Annotated in this window: 13 protein-coding genes; 5 read left to right on the top strand and 8 right to left on the bottom strand. The window is 60.7% G+C overall.

The annotated features are described in order from the left end of the window. Nucleotides 1–66: 66 nt before the first annotated feature. Nucleotides 67–1,440 (bottom strand): leucine-rich repeat-containing protein kinase family protein, encoded by a 1,374-nt coding sequence (locus I6L48_RS15225; RefSeq protein WP_216987413.1) that lies wholly within the window; start codon nucleotides 1,438–1,440, stop codon nucleotides 67–69. Nucleotides 1,441–1,700: 260 nt separating this feature from the next. On the opposite strand from I6L48_RS15225, the gene I6L48_RS15230 reads away from it, so the two are divergent. From I6L48_RS15230 to I6L48_RS15250, 5 genes are all read left to right on the top strand, one after another. Further along, nucleotides 1,701–2,231 (top strand): MarR family winged helix-turn-helix transcriptional regulator, encoded by a 531-nt coding sequence (locus tag I6L48_RS15230; protein ID WP_113070352.1) that lies wholly within the window; start codon nucleotides 1,701–1,703, stop codon nucleotides 2,229–2,231. Continuing rightward, nucleotides 2,228–3,010: a HEAT repeat domain-containing protein gene (locus I6L48_RS15235; RefSeq protein ID WP_113070353.1), complete on the top strand. Its 783-nt coding sequence runs from the start codon at nucleotides 2,228–2,230 to the stop codon at nucleotides 3,008–3,010. The genes I6L48_RS15230 and I6L48_RS15235 overlap by 4 nt, the downstream gene beginning before the upstream one ends. After that, complete coding sequence (locus I6L48_RS15240; protein WP_113070354.1) at nucleotides 3,007–3,378, top strand: DUF6616 family protein; 372 nt, start codon at nucleotides 3,007–3,009, stop codon at nucleotides 3,376–3,378. Before I6L48_RS15235 ends, I6L48_RS15240 begins: the two co-directional genes overlap by 4 nt. A 429-nt stretch (nucleotides 3,379–3,807) precedes the next feature. After that, the gene (locus I6L48_RS15245; RefSeq protein WP_201926875.1) at nucleotides 3,808–4,572 is read left to right on the top strand and encodes an SDR family oxidoreductase; all 765 of its coding nucleotides are present in this window, start codon (nucleotides 3,808–3,810) and stop codon (nucleotides 4,570–4,572) included. A 50-nt stretch (nucleotides 4,573–4,622) separates the two neighbouring features. Further along, nucleotides 4,623–5,450, top strand: coding sequence for a bifunctional transcriptional activator/DNA repair enzyme AdaA (locus I6L48_RS15250; RefSeq protein WP_216987414.1), 828 nt, complete (start codon nucleotides 4,623–4,625; stop codon nucleotides 5,448–5,450). A 377-nt stretch (nucleotides 5,451–5,827) separates the two neighbouring features. On the opposite strand, the gene I6L48_RS15255 is transcribed toward I6L48_RS15250, so the two are convergent. The 7 genes from I6L48_RS15255 to I6L48_RS15285 all read right to left on the bottom strand — a co-directional run bounded on the left by I6L48_RS15255 (nucleotide 5,828) and on the right by I6L48_RS15285 (nucleotide 16,143). After that, on the bottom strand, nucleotides 5,828–6,529 hold the full coding sequence (locus tag I6L48_RS15255) for a hypothetical protein (protein WP_202043740.1): 702 nt from the start codon (nucleotides 6,527–6,529) through the stop codon (nucleotides 5,828–5,830). Nucleotides 6,530–6,616: 87 nt separating this feature from the next. Beyond that, nucleotides 6,617–6,994 carry a hypothetical protein gene (locus tag I6L48_RS15260; RefSeq protein WP_216987415.1) on the bottom strand — a complete coding sequence of 126 codons (378 nt, stop codon included), beginning with the start codon at nucleotides 6,992–6,994 and terminating at the stop codon, nucleotides 6,617–6,619. Continuing rightward, nucleotides 6,987–7,346, bottom strand: a complete 360-nt coding sequence (locus tag I6L48_RS15265) for a DUF6864 domain-containing function (RefSeq protein WP_216987416.1) — start codon at nucleotides 7,344–7,346, stop codon at nucleotides 6,987–6,989. Before I6L48_RS15265 ends, I6L48_RS15260 begins: the two co-directional genes overlap by 8 nt. A 752-nt stretch (nucleotides 7,347–8,098) precedes the next feature. Beyond that, a complete protein-coding gene (gene guaA / locus I6L48_RS15270) occupies nucleotides 8,099–9,688 on the bottom strand; it encodes a glutamine-hydrolyzing GMP synthase (RefSeq protein ID WP_042863789.1) in 1,590 nt (529 codons plus the stop codon). Between the two features lie 84 nt (nucleotides 9,689–9,772). After that, nucleotides 9,773–11,236, bottom strand: coding sequence for an IMP dehydrogenase (guaB, locus tag I6L48_RS15275; RefSeq protein ID WP_010674549.1), 1,464 nt, complete (start codon nucleotides 11,234–11,236; stop codon nucleotides 9,773–9,775). A 264-nt stretch (nucleotides 11,237–11,500) separates the two neighbouring features. Beyond that, a complete protein-coding gene (locus I6L48_RS15280) occupies nucleotides 11,501–12,136 on the bottom strand; it encodes a YitT family protein (RefSeq protein WP_052258789.1) in 636 nt (211 codons plus the stop codon). An 800-nt stretch (nucleotides 12,137–12,936) separates the two neighbouring features. Beyond that, complete coding sequence (locus I6L48_RS15285) at nucleotides 12,937–16,143, bottom strand: alpha-amylase family glycosyl hydrolase (protein ID WP_254203217.1); 3,207 nt, start codon at nucleotides 16,141–16,143, stop codon at nucleotides 12,937–12,939. Nucleotides 16,144–16,423 lie beyond the last annotated feature (280 nt).

Genomic DNA, 16,423 nt, shown 5'->3' on the forward strand with positions numbered 1-16,423 from the left:
TCACCGAAGTGGCGCAAGCCCCATGATCCCGCCCCAGTGCACGAGAACGCCCACGATGGGCAGGCCTCAGGCCACGACCCCAGGCAGGCTTGTCGCCATCGCTGCCAGCCGGGTCAGGATCTGCGCGAAGGTGGGTCGCCGGGAAGGCACCTCAAAGCCGCACTCCCCGGCCAGTCGATGAAGGGGGTCGAGGTCGGCGTCCCCCCCATCACAGCGCGCCAGCAGCTCGGCCAGCAGGCAGCCAAAGGCCCGCACTTCCAGGCGCTCCAGCCGCCCGGCCAGCACCTCATCGGCGCGGTCGTAACAGGAGGCGGCACCAAAGTCCCCGAGCAGCACCCGGCCCGGTGCCTCCTGCGACGAGTGAGGCATCGCGGGTTGCAAGGAGTACAGCAGGTTGTGCGCGTAGAGATCGCCGTGGAGGATGCCCCGCTCATGCAGGTGCCGGGCAGCCGCAGCCACCCCTTGCACCATGGCCATCACCTGGGCCGGAGTGAAGTTCAGATCCGCCCCATAGACATCCCGGGTGCAGGAGTCCAGGCTCGGGGGCCCCGCCAGGGTAGCGAAGGCGGGGTCTATCAGGGGCATCACCAGTGCCGGGATGCCGGAGGGATGATCGCTCACTCTCCCCATCACACCGACCAGGTTTGGATGACGACCGGCGGCCAGGGACGCAGTCATCTCGCTCAGGGGCAAGCCATCGCTGGTGACGGCCCCCTTGAAGAGCTTGACCGCCACCGCCCCGGGCCCTTCGGCACCCGCCCACTCGGCGCGATAGATGATGACGCCGGATGCTCCCTCCCCGAGCACATCCCCCAGTGAGAGCGCCTGCCAGAGGATCTCGGTAGTGAACTCCGATGTGCCGTTCAGACACACCTGCTCATCACAGAAAGGGTTGCCCGCAAAGGCCAGCCAGGACAGACGCGGCATCGAGGGCAGCCAGCTCGGCAGCGCTGGCAGGCGGTTGGCGGCGATGCGCAAAAGCTCCAAACGGTGGCAACCGGCAAGCGTCTCGGGAAGCCCAGCGAGCCGGTTGCCCGAGAGCATCAGCTTTTGCAGGGCGTCGCACTGCCCCAGCTCGTCCGGCAGTCGTTCGATGGCATTGTCGGTCAGGATCAGCCAGCGCAATCTGGTGGGCAGGGAGGCGGCCGGGACGGTCGCGATGCGGTTGGCCTTGAAGCCCACCATGGTGAGCGCTGGGCAGCGCCCCAGCACCTCGGGCAGTTCGGTGAAGTTGTTCTCGGAGCAGAAGAGGATGCGCAGCTTCTTGCATTCGGCCAGCGCGTCAGGCAACTCGCTCAGCTGGTTGCCGGTGAGATCCAGCACCTCCAGGGTCTCCTTGAGGCTCAGGATCTCGGGGGGGAACACCGCGAGGTTTTCAGCAAGTTTGAGGTGGCGGGCGCCGCAGAGTTCGCCTGCGCGAAGCTGTTCCAGGGTATGCATGGGATCGTCTCTATCAACATTCGGGCTTGCGGTGGCTCACTGCGGGGCACTCCCCCCAGACCACAAAGGAGGGGCATTATAGGGAATGACGGCCAAAGATGGCCGATTTTCTTGCAAAGCCTGCTCTTGCAAAGGCCCCCCATCGCCACACTCCCGCCCTCCGTTGCCATGAACCATCCCGGTCGCGCGCTTGGGTGGTTGAACATTTGATTGGCACCATATAGTATGGCGCCATACAAAGTCATTCGAGACTCACCATCATGATCACGCTGGAACAGAAACACCTCGCCCTGCTCGAGGATGCAGAGCGCCGCGGACACGCGGACACCCAAAACATGCGCGTCTGCTTTGAGGTGTTGACCCTCGCCGCTGCCATCGATCAGGCGTGCGCGGCGCGCCTGGCCCCACACCGCCTCTCCGAAGGCAAGTTCGTGCTGCTGTTTTTGCTGCGCGACCTGCCACAAGGGCTGGCCCCCCACGAGCTTGCCGACAAGGCGGGGGTCACACGGGCCACCATCACCGGCCTGCTCGACGGGCTGCAACGGGACGGCCTGTTGGCTCGCCACAGCGACAGCCAGGACAGGCGAAAGATCTCGGTGCGCCTGACAGAGCAGGGCCAGGCCCTGGCGCAGCACCTGCTCGATGAGCACAGCCAGTGGATAGGCACCCTGTTTGCCGGGTTCGATCAGGCAGAGCGAGAGACCCTGAGCGCCCTGCTCAAGCGGGCCTGGCTCAATGTCCTCTCATCCCGGGCAGGCTGCATTGAGGCCGCCACAGAGGAGCACCCATGACACGCAATCGCATCACGGATATCGCCCCCTCGCGCCTCGCCCAGCTCAACCGGGGAGAGGCTGAGGCAAGCAACCTGACCGAATGCCTGGCGGTGGATTTTGCCGCCCTGATGCAGTGCACCCTGCCTTCGCTCGGGCCCCAGGCGCTGGCGTCGATGCACGCCGCATCCGGGGAGGGCATTACCCGGCGCATGGCGCTGGCCGCCAGGCTGCTCCTGGCCGAGAGCGGCACGAGGGATCTTGCGGCGCTCAGCCGCCATCCCTCCGATACCGTGCGGGGCTGGGCCTGTTTCATGGTGGGCGCGAGCGAGGGGCTGTCGCTCAGCGACCGCCTGGCCCTCATTCGCCCCCTCGCCGATGACCCGCACTTTGGGGTGCGCGAGTGGGCCTGGCTCGCAATGCGCTCGACCATTGCCGCGCAGCTCGAGATGGCCATTGCCGCCCTGGTGCCCTGGACGGCGGAGCCGTCCGAGCGACTGCGACGCTTTGCAAGCGAAGCGACCCGGCCCCGCGGCGTCTGGTGTACCCATCTTGCGTCCCTGCGACAAGCACCGGAGCAGGCCCTGACGCTGCTCGAGCCCCTCAGGGCCGATCCCGCCCCTTATGTGCAGGACTCCGTTGCCAACTGGCTGAACGATGCGAGCAAAGACAGGCCACAGTGGGTCACTGACCTCTGCGCGCGCTGGTCTCGCGAAAGCCCCTGCCCCGCGACAACCCGGATTTGTCAACGCGCCTTGCGCACCTTGCGCAAGGGCCAACTCCCGAAGGAACCCCTATGACCCACTATCTGGCAGAGCTCTACACCCCCACTCCCGCCTGGCTGGCACTGAGCCAGACGGCCCGTCAGCAGTTCTTCGAGGCCATTGGCACAGGCATGGCCAACCTCGCCGCCCTCGGGGTGGAGCCCATCGCCCTGGGCGAGACCGATGCTGCCACCCTCCATGGCGCGCCCCACCCCTTCTTCGCCATCTGGCGCGGGCCGGATGCCGCAGCCATCGATGCCCTCGTCCAGGGAATAGCCGCATCGGGCTGGCACGACTACTTCGAGACGGTCAACGCCACCGGCGCCGGGGTCTCCCTGGGCGAGCACCTTGCACAGTTGGCCGCCCTGCCCTGCGCCGCCACAACCAGCCCCGCCCTGGCCTGATAACCCCTAAAAGAGCGTTATCCCACCAGGCTTTGCGTCAGTGCTGCCGACACCGGTGGCACTGTTTTCCATGCCCTGCCCTTGCAAACCCAGGTCACCACCACCTGGGAAAGCGGCGCCACAGCCCCGCTCCCTTCCCACTTCCTTCATAAAACGCTGATATCTCCTGATGCCGTGATGGCCCATTGCCGATGGCACAAGTGAGCAAGATCCGGGTCGTCGTGACGAAGGTTCGCAGCCATAGTGCTTTCAAACCAAAAGTGCTTTCAAACCAACAGTGTTTTCGACCCCCCCCCCAAAGCTTTGAACCAAAGGAGGGTTGAACCAAAGGAGGTTTGAACCAGGAGGGGGTTGAACCCATCCACTTGTCTGCCAATCCTGCATGAGCGTCGCCACCTGGCGCCATGCACATCTCGCGAGGGAACTGCCATGTCATTACTGTCCAACAAGGTCGCCATCATCACGGGCGCCAGCTCCGGTATCGGTCGCGCCAGCGCCATCCTGTTTGCCAGGGAGGGAGCCAGCGTCGTCGTCGGCGCCCGCCGCCAGCCTGAGCTGGATCTGCTGGTGGAGGAGATCCGCCATGAGGGGGGCCAAGCGGTGAGCCTGGCGGGGGATGTGAAAAGCGAAACCTATGCCCGCGCCCTGGTGGATCTCGCGCTGACCCGTTTCGGCGGACTCGATATCGCCTTCAACAACGCCGGCACCACGGGGACACCGGGCAGCGTGCCGGGGCTTGAACTGGCGCAGTGGCAGGAGACCCTGGATACCAACCTCACCAGCGCCTTTGTGGGGGCCAAGTACCAGATCCCCGCCATGCAGGCACGCGGGGGCGGCTCCCTTATTTTTACCTCCACCTTCGTCGGCCATACCCTGGGGCTGCCCGGCATGGCGGCCTATGCCGCGAGCAAAGCAGGCCTCATCGGCCTGACCCAGGTGTTGGCCGCCGAATATGGGGCACAAGGGGTGCGGGTCAACGCCCTGCTGCCGGGGGGCACCGACACCCCCATGGGGCGGGCCTTTACCGATACACCGGAGAGTCTCGCCTTTGTGCAGCATATGCATGCCCTCAAACGGCTGGCCCAACCGGAGGAGATCGCCCGCTCGGCCCTTTATCTCGCCTCCGATGCATCGAGCTTTACCACCGGCATTGCCCTGCTGGCCGATGGTGGGGTATCTATTTGTCGCACATGACCTTGTCGCACCCAGGATCCTGCGGCTGCAAACCTACGTGAGAGCGTCCTATGTCTGATTACGCCCGCATCGCCGATGCCATCCGTTTTATCGCAAGCCAGGTGGCGCGCCAGCCCACCCTGGACGAGATAGCGGCGCACGTGCACCTAAGCCCCTTTCACTTCCAGCGGCTGTTCAGCCGCTGGGCCGGGGTTACCCCGAAGCGCTACTTGCAGGTGCTGACCCTGGAGCGGGCCAAGGCGCTGCTGCAGGAGTCGCGCCCGCTGCTGGAGGTGGCCGATACCCTGGGCCTGAGCAGCGGCTCGCGGCTCTATGATCACTTCGTGCAGCTAGAAGCGGTGACGCCGGGCGAGTACAAGCAGCGCGGGGCCGGGCTGGTGATCGATCACGGGGTGCACGACACTCCCTTCGGCCAGGCATTTGTCGCCCTGACCCAACGGGGGGTGTGCAACTTCTCGTTTCTCGATGACCAGGCCCCACAAACGCCGCTGAGTGCCCTCGCCCAGCGTTGGCCTGAGGCAGAACTGCGAGAAGCGCCCTCACGCACCCAAAGCGTCATCCACACCATGTTCGATGGCAGCAAGACACCGGACCGCCCCCTTTCCTTGCACGTGAGCGGCACCAACTTTCAGATCAGCGTCTGGCGGGCGCTGCTGCAGATCCCGCCCGCCAAGGTAGTGAGCTACGCCCAGGTGGCGAGCGCCGTCGGCAACCCCAAGGCCGCCCGCGCCGTGGGGCTGGCGGTGGGCGCCAACCCGATCGCCTTGATGATCCCCTGCCACAGAGTCATCCAGCAAAACGGCAAACTCGGCGGCTATCACTGGGGCGAGACCCGCAAACAGGCGATACACGCCTGGGAAGCGGCGAGGTATGAATGAACGTGACTTTTTTCTGCCCGGCCTGATGGGGGAGAAACCGGAGTGTTGGTTGTGAGGCAGCAGACAATCAGGTAGCGCCAAACGAGCAGGATGCGATATAAAACGGGAACATTAGAAGAGTCAGGGCGCAGACAGCCCCTTTTGTTGCTTTGGCGAGGCATTGTGCTCAGCTATGTCGCCCCCATCGAATTGACAAAGAGACACGTAGGGTGCAATAAGCGCAGCGCATTGCACCATTTGCTGAGCTGCTTTATGCAAGATATGAGGCACAAAATTAGCGGTGCAATTTCATTGCACCCTACGGCACTATGTGACATAACGCCCACATTTGCGGATGGTTTGGAGCGCAGCGGAGACCAGTCCGACAACATGCGTTGCTACAAATTGTTTGGCACAAGCTTTAAAGGCTCATGAATAAAAGGCTCGGTTTCAAATACGCTAGCGATATCTGATAGATTACCAATCTTTAACGAATATGCCCCTGCAGCTTGCTTTTGCTTAAATGCAATTCTCCACTCATGCTGCCATTCATAATCAGAAAATTTATCGAAAATGTCCATTTGGCCATGATGTTCTTCACGGCTTAAATACGAGATCTGCTTTGCAATAACATTATCTTCTCGTGGAGTGTATATGTTTACATCTTTCGAAAGAGCACTTATCAACCTATTCTCAAACTCAATAATTTTTGACCCACCTATAACAACTGCCCGATTACCAAATTTAATAAATTTATCAGATAGGAAAAGACCTGAAGCACCTGACTCCAATATTTTGCCGTCACTGATTTTGGTCATACTGTAAATGTTAGTATCACCTTCATGGTTGTAGCGTAGGTCCACTTTACCTACAGCACCTTCCACAACATGATCCCCTAGTGTGATTGTGAGTCCCTCAGTTTTATAGGTTGCAGCTAAACCTTCGTGAATATCTCCGCGAAGTGCTACATCTGCATCCTCGTAGCCTCTGAAATAGTCAATGTTATTCATGAATAAGAGACCATCATGCAAGAATGAATCCACATACTTCTCATCCATAAATTTGATAAGAACTCGAAATATTTTATAGGGGTCTTCCATAACGCGATATCCCTTAAGTCTTGTAACGTTTCAAACAGGAGGGTGTATTAGCACATCCCGACCGAAGGCTCTTTCTTCTTTGACTTGCTAACTTCCTTCATCGGAGTCAGACTGATTTTTTATCTCATTGATGAGATCGGATACACTTTTCGCTTTCCAAGCAGAAATTAATGACCTAGCGAGCCAAATAGTCGTCAAAACTGCCGACATCATAAAAAAGGCTTCCCATGTAGAAGCTTCAAAGTAAGCTTTTTTAAAATCTGATGTAGCGAATACAACCAATATAGTAACCAGAATTCCGAATGGTGATATCCACCCCTTGCTTTGTTCAATTGAGGACACATGCTCATTCAACACTAACCGGAGCTTATCTTCTGTGATTTGGATAATTTCTTGTTGGAGATTTGTGTGCACTGCTGCAACATCAATCGTCTTTCTATTGTATCTACCTGCGAGGTTACTCATGAGTATCCTCCAGATCTATATACACTTGAATTTCAAATTTCGTTACCTCACCAATCGAATAACACGCAAACATTGCATAAACTTTTCGTTCATCTGTGCTTCCGAGCTCAAATGGTGTTTTCAAGGTTCTACCAAGTGAATTATTCCAATTGTAAAGGGTAGCAACGGCGTGATCTTCTCGACCTTCAAATTCAAAATGCCCATCTGGATACTGGTCTTCATCAGCAATAAATTTAAAGTTGAGTTTCATATCCCAATCGTATGCTCGAAACTCCAACCATATACTTTCATTTTTTGGCACTAGCACATTTGCATCATGTATCCGCTGCAAACTACCCATGGTTACTTTCATGATTGCTACCCGACCCCTTTCCTCATTCCGAATAGTTGTGAAGTTAACAGTAATTAGATGGAAGGCGGTACTAATCCAATATCAGAGCCTTCCGTATAACTCCGCTTCATCTTCACAATCACCAAAAAATTCATTTAAAATCATAACATTACCAAACTTTCACTGGTATCTGAGCGTATTCACTTCTATCCACTGCGGCGCCCACTGCCGCTCGGGGGCTCGCCCCATTCCCGAATAACAGCAAGGCTACCGCAGGGCAGCCTTCCGTTTGCTGCCTTTAACCAACGCTGTATCTCTGGTCTGCTGCATCGGTGACTCCAAAGAGGCCATATCCAGACGGCTATCCTAACGAGCGAGAGAGACAAGAAAAAGCGGAAGGTGGACGTTTCCCAAGCCAGATCAAGAAATTACCCCATCTTGGGGGGGGTATCAGCAGGTCGCATCACCACCATGCATCAAGATGGGGCATCGATACGGCGGGTATCCGGATCCATTGCCCACATGGCACTTGGTGGAAAGGGGTTGCTCCCCCCTCCCCAGCCCGGAGAAACCACAGCCTGCCGCCCTATGTGGACGCGATGGATGGCACTCTATCGATCGACCCAGGCACTCACCACGACAACGTTGGCAACAGAGCCCTCACCCCCTTCGCCAGGAGCAAAATTTTCTCGCAAACGATTGGAAAAAGAAAAGGCGCCTCAAGGGCGCCTTTTTGACAGTTTTGCATTATCGGCAAGGAAAGCGGTGAGCGCTTATTCCCATTCGATAGTGGCAGGCGGCTTGCCGGAGACGTCGTACACCACGCGGGAGATGCCATTGATCTCGTTGATGATGCGATTCGACACGTGGCCAAGGAAGTCGTACGGCAGGTGGGCCCAGTGGGCGGTCATGAAGTCGATGGTCTCGACGGCGCGCAGCGCAATGACCCAGTCGTACTTGCGGCCATCGCCCATGACGCCGACGGAGCGCACCGGCAGGAAGACGGCGAACGCCTGGCTGACCTGGTTGTAGAGGTCGGCCTTGCGCAGCTCTTCGATGAAGATGGCGTCAGCCTTGCGCAGCAGGTCGCAGTACTCTTTCTTCACTTCGCCAAGCACGCGCACGCCCAGGCCCGGACCCGGGAAGGGGTGACGGTAGAGCATGTCGTAGGGCAGGCCGAGTTCGAGGCCGACGCGGCGCACTTCGTCCTTGAACAGCTCGCGCAGGGGCTCCACCAGACCCATCTTCATCTCTTCCGGCAGGCCGCCGACGTTGTGGTGGGACTTGATGACGTGGGCCTTGCCGGTCTTGCTGGCAGCGGATTCGATGACGTCCGGGTAGATGGTGCCCTGGGCCAGCCACTTGGCGTTCTTGAGCTTCTTGGACTCGTCGTCGAACACGTCCACGAAGACGCGGCCGATGGTCTTGCGCTTGGCTTCCGGCTCGTCGATGCCCGCGAGGGCGGAGAGGAAGCGCTCTTCGGCGTCGACCTTGATGATGTTCAGGCCGAAGTGATCGCCGAACATGTCCATCACCTGCTGGCCTTCGTTCAGGCGCAGCAGGCCGTTGTCGACGAAGACACAGGTCAGGCGATCGCCGATGGCGCGGTGCACCAGCATGGCGACCACGGAGGAGTCCACGCCGCCGGAGAGGCCCAGGATCACCTCGTCGTCACCCACCTGCTCGCGGATGCGGGCAACGGCGTCGTCGATGATGGTGGCCGGGGTCCAGAGGCACTCGCAGCCGCAGATGTCCTTGACGAAGTGCTCCAGCATGCGGGCACCCTGACGGGTGTGGGTCACTTCCGGGTGGAACTGCACGCCGTAGAAGCGCTTGGCTTCGTCGGCCATGGCGGCGTGGGGGCAGGTCGCGGTCTGGGCGATGGTGGTGAAGCCGGCGGGGATCTCGGTGACCTTGTCGCCGTGGCTCATCCAGACATCCAGCAGGGCATTGCCGTTGTCGGCAATGGCGTCTTCGATGTTGCGCAAGAGAGCGCTGGTCTTGCCGGACTGGCCCAGCACTTCGACCTGGGCGTAGCCGAATTCACGCAGGTTGGAGGACTGCACCTTGCCGCCGAGCTGCTCGGACATGGTCTGCATGCCGTAGCAGATACCGAACACCGGCACGCCGGCATTGAACACGTACTCGGGGGCCCGCGGGCTGCCCGCCTCGGTCACGGATTCCGGGCCGCCGGAGAGGATGATGCCGCTCGGGTTGAACTCGCGGATCTGCTCTTCGGTTACGTCCCAGGCCCACAGCTCGCAGTAGACGCCGATTTCACGGACGCGACGGGCGATGAGCTGGGTGTACTGGGAACCGAAATCCAGGATAAGGATACGGTGGGCGTGAATGTCTTTAGTCATTTTATTCCTGCATCAGGCTGATGTTGTCACAAAAAGCACGGGATAAAAAAAGGGTGGAAAAACGGGGCGCAGAGCCCCGTTTCATCAGCCCATCCGGTAGTTGGGGGCTTCTTTGGTAATGGTCACGTCGTGAACGTGGGACTCTTTCATCCCGGCGCCCGAGATGCGCACGAACTCGGCCTTGGTGCGCATGTCGTCGATGGTCGCGCTGCCGGTCAGACCCATGGAGGAGCGCAGGCCGCCCATCTGCTGGTGGATGATCTCCTTGAGGCGGCCCTTGTACGGCACGCGCCCTTCGATCCCTTCCGGCACCAGCTTGTCGGCGGCGTTGTCGGTCTGGAAGTAGCGGTCGCTGGAGCCCTTGGACATGGCACCCAGAGAGCCCATGCCGCGGTAGGACTTGAAGGAGCGGCCCTGATAGAGCTCGATCTCGCCCGGCGCCTCTTCGGTACCGGCGAACATGGAGCCCACCATGACGCAGCTTGCGCCCGCGGCGATGGCCTTGGCCACGTCACCGGAGAAGCGGATGCCGCCATCGGCAATCACCGGCACGCCGGTGCCTTCCAGGGCGTCCACAGCGTCGGAGATGGCGGTGATCTGGGGCACGCCCACGCCGGTCACGATACGGGTAGTACAGATGGAGCCCGGGCCGATACCAACCTTGACGGCGTTGACACCCGCTTCCACCAGCGCCTTGGCGCCCGCGGCAGTGGCGACATTGCCGCCGATGATTTGCAGGTCAGGATAGGCTTCACGGGTCGCCTTGATGCGATCCAGCACGCCCTGGGAGTGGCCGTGGGAGGAGTCAATCAGCAGCACGTCCACACCGGCTTCCACCAGGGCGGCGACACGCTCTTCGTTGCCGGCACCGGCACCGACGGCGGCACCGACCCGCAGACGGCCACGCTCGTCTTTGCAGGCGTTGGGCTTGCGCTCGGCTTTCTGGAAGTCCTTCACGGTGATCATGCCCTTGAGCTTGAAGTCGCCGTTGACCACCAGCACCTTCTCGATGCGGTGCTTTTGCATCAGGGCCACCACCTCTTCACGAGGGGCCCCTTCACGCACGGTCACCAGACGATCTTTCTGGGTCATGATCTGTTCGACGGTCTGGGAGAGATCGATGACGAAGCGCACGTCACGGCCGGTGATGATACCCACCAGCTGGTTGCCGTCAGTCACCACGGGGTAACCGGCGAAACCGTTCTTGTGGCTCAGCTCCTTGATCTGGGCGATGGTCATGTCAGGGCGCACGGTAACGGGGTCGCTGACCACGCCGCTCTCGTACTTCTTGACCTTGCGCACTTCGGCAGCCTGCTGCTCGATGGACATGTTCTTGTGAATGAAGCCGATACCGCCTTCCTGGGCCAGTGCGATAGCCAGACGGGCTTCGGTCACTGTGTCCATGGCAGCGGAGATCATCGGGATATTCAGCGTGATCGCAGACGTGAGCTTGGTACGCAGGTCGGCGGTATTGGGGAGAACAGTGGAGTGGGCTGGAACCAACAGTACATCGTCGAAGGTCAGCGCTTCTTTGGCAATCCTGAGCATGGCAATATCTCACCGTTGAGGAGTGGGGGTGTAAAATATTGCCGACAAATTTTACTCATGCATTGGGCAGTGGTAAAGAAGTTTTTTGAATTTTTTATGGCGTAGCCCGATTTAACGCCACCAACAGGGCAAAAAACCAATAAATTCAGCCGTAACCATGCCGTTTTTCCCGACAAGATGATCTTTTTTGCCGTTGAGCCCCTTTCTGCCGCCAGTCTCCCGGAACGGCCTTTTTTCCCTCGCGGCCGTCAGCCAGACCGGCGGTCAGTTCCCCTGATAGCGGCCCGGCTTGTGCCAGTTCATCAGCATGGCGTTCATGGCCAGCGCACTCAGGGTTGACCAGAGCAGCAGGGGAAGCGGCAGGGTGAGCAGAGAGAGCGCAAACACCAGCACATCCAGCACCATCTGGCTCTTTCCCGCATTGATGCCGGTGCGCCGTTGTAGCCAGAGCGTCACCACGCCGGTGCCCCCCACGGAGGCATTGTGGCGCGCCAGAGACAAGACCCCCATGCCGAGGAAGGTTCCCCCCACCAGGGCGGCAAACAGGGGATGGACATAGCTCACCGTCAGCAGCAGCGGCACCGCCTGGGTGGCCGCCGAGAGGGCGACGTTGACGATCAGCGTCTTGAGGGTGAAGGCGCGCCCCATGGTGGCGTAGCAGAACACCATGAAGGGCAGGTTCACCAGGAAGAAGAGCACGCCGATGGGCAGGGTGCTGACATGGGCGATCAGCAGGGCGATGCCCGCGATGCCACCGGTGATCATGCCGGAACACTTGAGCAGATTGAGCCCCACGGCGATAAACATGACCCCGAGCACCATGCCGTAGACATCGTCCTTGAGGGTATGGGCCAGCCCCCTGCCCGCGGCCGCTGGCTGCATGGTCATTTCACCTTCCATATGACTCCTTAGATCCGATGTGATGGTGGCATCCGTTGCCCGACAACCAGGCCGCATTGGGGCTGATGGCGGCGACCCGTTCACCTTGCCGTCCCCACCCCCCAATCTTGCACTCCCCCGCCCCCTGATGTCGCCATCATGGGGATGACAAGGCACAGCAAAAAGAGCGCCAATCAAAACAAGAGTCCGCGATACCATAAATAATCGGATTTAAATTCTGATAAATACGCAATATGCAGGTAGAATGCACCACTTCAGTGATCGGCCATCACAGTGGCGCAGCATGTTTACCCGAGTCACCGAGAAAGGCCTCGTGGTATCCCCTTCACAGCCCGGTTTTTCGGCAGATCATGTCGCTAGGATGCCGCTTTTCAGCATGGATGATGCTTGTCATGGGGGAAATCCGGGGGCCAAACGGCGTGTTTCTTCGGGGCGGGCTCCAGGGGCGGATGTGGATGGAGCGCACCAATCAAGTGCACTTGCACCATCATGGGGCAACTGAGTGGCACGGTTTGCCTTGCACCGCGGCGCAAAGGCGACATGGGCACCGCTTTGCTCACTGCCATGAGCACTGCAATATGCAGAGCATGGAGTGACTCGGGCGGCGGATGCACTACTTCCCTTCCCTCTAGCCCCCTTCCCATGAGCGTGCTGGTCGCGAGTCCACAGGTCTGCCCATTCACCAGCCCCTCCGCAGCCAGAGTCCCATCAGGATGGGGCATCCATTCAGGCATAGGCAGAAGGCAGAATAAAAAAGTCGGCCCGAAGGCCGACTCGCTGCACCTTGTGACAGGGCTTCCTTACTTGAGGTATTTGCCGTCAGCACCGACCTTGCCCGGGCCGTTCAGTACCCAGACCCGCGCCGAATAGGCGGGCACCGCAAAGCTCAGGCTGCCGTTGCTGACGCTCTGGCTCGCACCGGTTACCGCGTCCGTGTAGGTGCCGTTCTTCAGGCCACTCAGGTTTATCTGCTGGGCCGAGTTGGCCGCAAGGCCCACGGCAGCGTAGCTCCCTTGGGCGCTCAGATCACGCACGAAGCTGATGCCGCTCCCCCACTCGTTCACCTGGCTCATGGGCGCCTTTTGCAGGGCGGGCACCGCCTTGCGGATCTGGTTCAGGCGCTTGATGTGCTGATAGAGCGGGTGGCTCGGGGTGGCGGAGTTGTCCAGCACATCCCCGTAGTAGGCACGACCGGTCTGATCCACCGTCATGGTGGCCCCGTCGATGTCCTGGGGCTTGCCCGCCTGGAACATCACCTCCTCCCCGTAGTAGAGGGTCGGGATCCCCCGCGCCGTCCAGAGCAGGTTGTAGGTCATGGCCGCATTGCCCTCTTCCCCGCCGTAGCGGTACTTGAAGTCGTTGTCCGGCCCCACGTCGTGGTTCTGGAAGAAGGTGATGAGCTTGGTGGCATCCCCATAGACCCAGTCCATGGCGAAAATCCCCCCTACCCCGCCAAAGTTCCCCCGGGTGACGTTGTCACGGAAGGTGGAGAAGAGGGAGAAGTCCAGAACCGAGAGGCCGGAATCGCCCCCTGCACGGGGATTGGCCGGGTTGGCCGTGGTGCGGGTGTACCACCAGGGGCGGATCACCGCCGAGGCATTGTCGTTGGCCAGCTCAGAGCCCCAGCCGGTGCCCTTGACCAGGTTTTCGCCAAAGACGAACAGCCCCGGCTTGTGGGCCTGCCAATCATGAACATAGGTCAGCAGTTCGTCCCGCTCGATGTGCTTCAAGGTATCGATACGGATGGCATCGACCCCCATGTCGAGGTACTGACGAATGGCGCCGTTGAGGTAGTCCTTGACGTTCTGGTTGCCGGTGGCGAGATCGATGCAGTCCCCCGCCATGTGCTTGCGCTGCAGGGCAAGCGGGCTCTCCCAGTCACCGCCGGACATGAAACCGTCCAGGTGATACCAGGCGGGATCCAGGGTCTGGGCGTCGATGCCGAAGAAGCGGTTGGGGTTGTAGCCTGCACTCGGCACGGTGGCGCCTGTCTTGGGGTCCACCAGGGGCTGGGTGCCCGCCGGATCGGACTGGCAGCGGGCCTTGTACCAGTCGGGCGCCGCCGGGTTGTCGTCGTCACAGCGGTTGGCGCTGGCGTAGTCCCCGAGATTGCCCTGATAGGGGCCATTGTTGATGAGTCCCTGGCTCGACCCCGCCGGTACGTAGTATTTGACGGGCAGGCGATCGATCCAGGTCTTGCCGCGCAGGCCGTACTGGCTCGAGTGGTTGAGCACCACATCCTGGATCACCTTGAGCCCCTTGGCGTGGGCCGCCTGGATGAACTCCCGGTAACCCGCCCCCGGCGACTCCAGACGGGGATCGACCCGGTAGAAGTCGTAGGCATGGTAGCCGTGGTAGTCGAGGCCGGAGCGGTTCTCCACCGGCGGCGTCACCCAGATGGCGGTGAAGCCGAGATCCTTGATGTAGTCGAGCTTGGCGATCAACCCCTTGAAGTCGCCACGCCACTGGGGATCCCCCGCCTTGTAGCGATCCCGGTTGTAGTAGTTGTTGCTGGCATCGCCATCATAGAAGCGGGCAGTCAGCAGGAAGTAGATGCTCTCGGCACGAAAATCGCCGCTCGCCACCCCCTGCTCGCCGATGCGGTACTCGAAGCGCTGCTCGCGCTGATTGCCGCTGGCGTCGATGGCAAGGGTGCGGATCACCAGATCCGTGCCGCTCCCCTTGTCACTCGCCAGCAGGGGTTGGCCTGCATAGCGGGCCGATGCCGTGGTGGGCTGGCTGCCGTCCGTGGTGAAATGCACGGCGGGGGCGCTGTCCTGATCGTCGCTCACCCCCAGGGTGATGGACTGGCTGTCCACATAACTCCCCGGGGACGGGGTGGCCGTCACCGTGGGGGCCTGCAGATCGGCCCCGGCCAGCGTCTCCACCTCGATGGCCTTGCGCAGGCTGTCAAAGCAGATGCGATAGCTGGTGTTGGCGCTGACCAGGTAATCCTGGGCCGGATACGCCTCGGTCCAGTCCCCCTTGTGGTCAATTTTGAAGCGGGGGTTGCTGCTGCCAAAGGCCTGCTCGGTGCAGAAGGTGGTGCCATCCTCGCTGGTCATGGGGGTGAGCCCCCAGTTGTTGGCCGTGCCCCGGAAGTACCAGCTGTCGCTGCTCTGTCCTGCCCCGACTACCACGCTCACGCTGCTGCTGCCCTTGGCGCCCTGATCGTCGGTGACCGTGAGGCCATAGGTGAAGGTGCCGGTCTGGGTGGTGTTGACAACGATGCTCTCCGTGGTCTCGCCGCTGCTCCACAGATAGCTCGCGATCTGGCCGTCGGGATCCGTGGAGTCGCTGCCGCTCAAGGTGAGCGACGCCCCCTGGGTCACGTTCACCGTCCCCCCCGGGGTAATGACCGCGAGCGGCGGCTGGTTGTCATCCCCAAGGGGGGTGATGCTGTAGGCCAGGGTCTGATCGTTGACCTGGATGCGCACCGTGCCCACGGTGCTCCAGAAGATGTCGCCGCCACTTTTCTCCAGCACGCCGTCGCCGTTGCTGTCGCCAAAGTTGACGGCCCAGTCCCCAGCCTGATCAAACTTGAGGCGCTGGCTCGCCTTGCCATCCAGGTAGGCTTCCACCTGCCACAGGTGATCCCCTACCAGGGTCATGGGGAGGCTGGCCCAGCCATTGAAGGTGCCGCGCACGTTGAGCTGCGGCAAGGTGCTGGCAAACCCCGAAACCTCGCAACTGGCCACCGCCGTCGCACTCACCGCCTGGGTGCTCGCGTTGATGCGGATCTGGTACGCCGTGTTGGCATTGACCCCGTAGTCGGCCGCCGGGTAGCTCTGCTGCCAGTTGCCGTACCTGTCTATCTTGAAGCGCGGGCCGCCGCTGGCATCCCCGCTCACGAAGCGCTGACAGGTATCAAAATTGACGCCGTCCGTCGACGTCATGGCGGTCGCCGCCCATCCATTCGCGGTGCCCCGGAAGAACCACTCCGCCGCCGTGCTCGGCGCCGTGATCAGGGTTCCCAACAATCCGGCCGCGAGTATCCATCTAGCCATTGATAGTCCTTTATTTTCATTGTTTGTGTGTGATACCGGTGTGTCCCGGCATTCCCCCATCCGCAACGTCCCGCCTTCAGATGAGCCCGACCAGTCTAGAGTCCCCCATGACCATTTCATGGCCAATGCGCGCAAAATGTGACCACTGTCGACCTCATCATGGGCTGTATGTGATTGATAGCGCTTTCATTTCCTGGCGCAGAAGTGAGGGGCCCCCCATCGGGGAGAGCAAGATGGCCGCCCTCCGCGACCACCTCGGGCACAGGGTCAGCCCCTGCCT

This window comes from Aeromonas sp. FDAARGOS 1418 (genome assembly GCF_019048585.1).
In the GTDB taxonomy this organism is placed as follows: domain Bacteria; phylum Pseudomonadota; class Gammaproteobacteria; order Enterobacterales; family Aeromonadaceae; genus Aeromonas; species Aeromonas caviae.

What these genes read in the sequence shown, in the direction of transcription:
- I6L48_RS15225 (WP_216987413.1), bottom strand. Translation starts at nt 1,440, where the DNA reads ATGCATACCCTGGAACAGCTTCGCGCAGGCGAACTCTGCGGCGCCCGC.
- I6L48_RS15230 (WP_113070352.1), top strand. Translation starts at nt 1,701, where the DNA reads ATGATCACGCTGGAACAGAAACACCTCGCCCTGCTCGAGGATGCAGAG.
- I6L48_RS15235 (WP_113070353.1), top strand. Translation starts at nt 2,228, where the DNA reads ATGACACGCAATCGCATCACGGATATCGCCCCCTCGCGCCTCGCCCAG.
- I6L48_RS15240 (WP_113070354.1), top strand. Translation starts at nt 3,007, where the DNA reads ATGACCCACTATCTGGCAGAGCTCTACACCCCCACTCCCGCCTGGCTG.
- I6L48_RS15245 (WP_201926875.1), top strand. Translation starts at nt 3,808, where the DNA reads ATGTCATTACTGTCCAACAAGGTCGCCATCATCACGGGCGCCAGCTCC.
- I6L48_RS15250 (WP_216987414.1), top strand. Translation starts at nt 4,623, where the DNA reads ATGTCTGATTACGCCCGCATCGCCGATGCCATCCGTTTTATCGCAAGC.
- I6L48_RS15255 (WP_202043740.1), bottom strand. Translation starts at nt 6,529, where the DNA reads ATGGAAGACCCCTATAAAATATTTCGAGTTCTTATCAAATTTATGGAT.
- I6L48_RS15260 (WP_216987415.1), bottom strand. Translation starts at nt 6,994, where the DNA reads ATGAGTAACCTCGCAGGTAGATACAATAGAAAGACGATTGATGTTGCA.
- I6L48_RS15265 (WP_216987416.1), bottom strand. Translation starts at nt 7,346, where the DNA reads ATGAAAGTAACCATGGGTAGTTTGCAGCGGATACATGATGCAAATGTG.
- guaA (WP_042863789.1), bottom strand. Translation starts at nt 9,688, where the DNA reads ATGACTAAAGACATTCACGCCCACCGTATCCTTATCCTGGATTTCGGT.
- guaB (WP_010674549.1), bottom strand. Translation starts at nt 11,236, where the DNA reads ATGCTCAGGATTGCCAAAGAAGCGCTGACCTTCGACGATGTACTGTTG.
- I6L48_RS15280 (WP_052258789.1), bottom strand. Translation starts at nt 12,136, where the DNA reads ATGGAAGGTGAAATGACCATGCAGCCAGCGGCCGCGGGCAGGGGGCTG.
- I6L48_RS15285 (WP_254203217.1), bottom strand. Translation starts at nt 16,143, where the DNA reads ATGGCTAGATGGATACTCGCGGCCGGATTGTTGGGAACCCTGATCACG.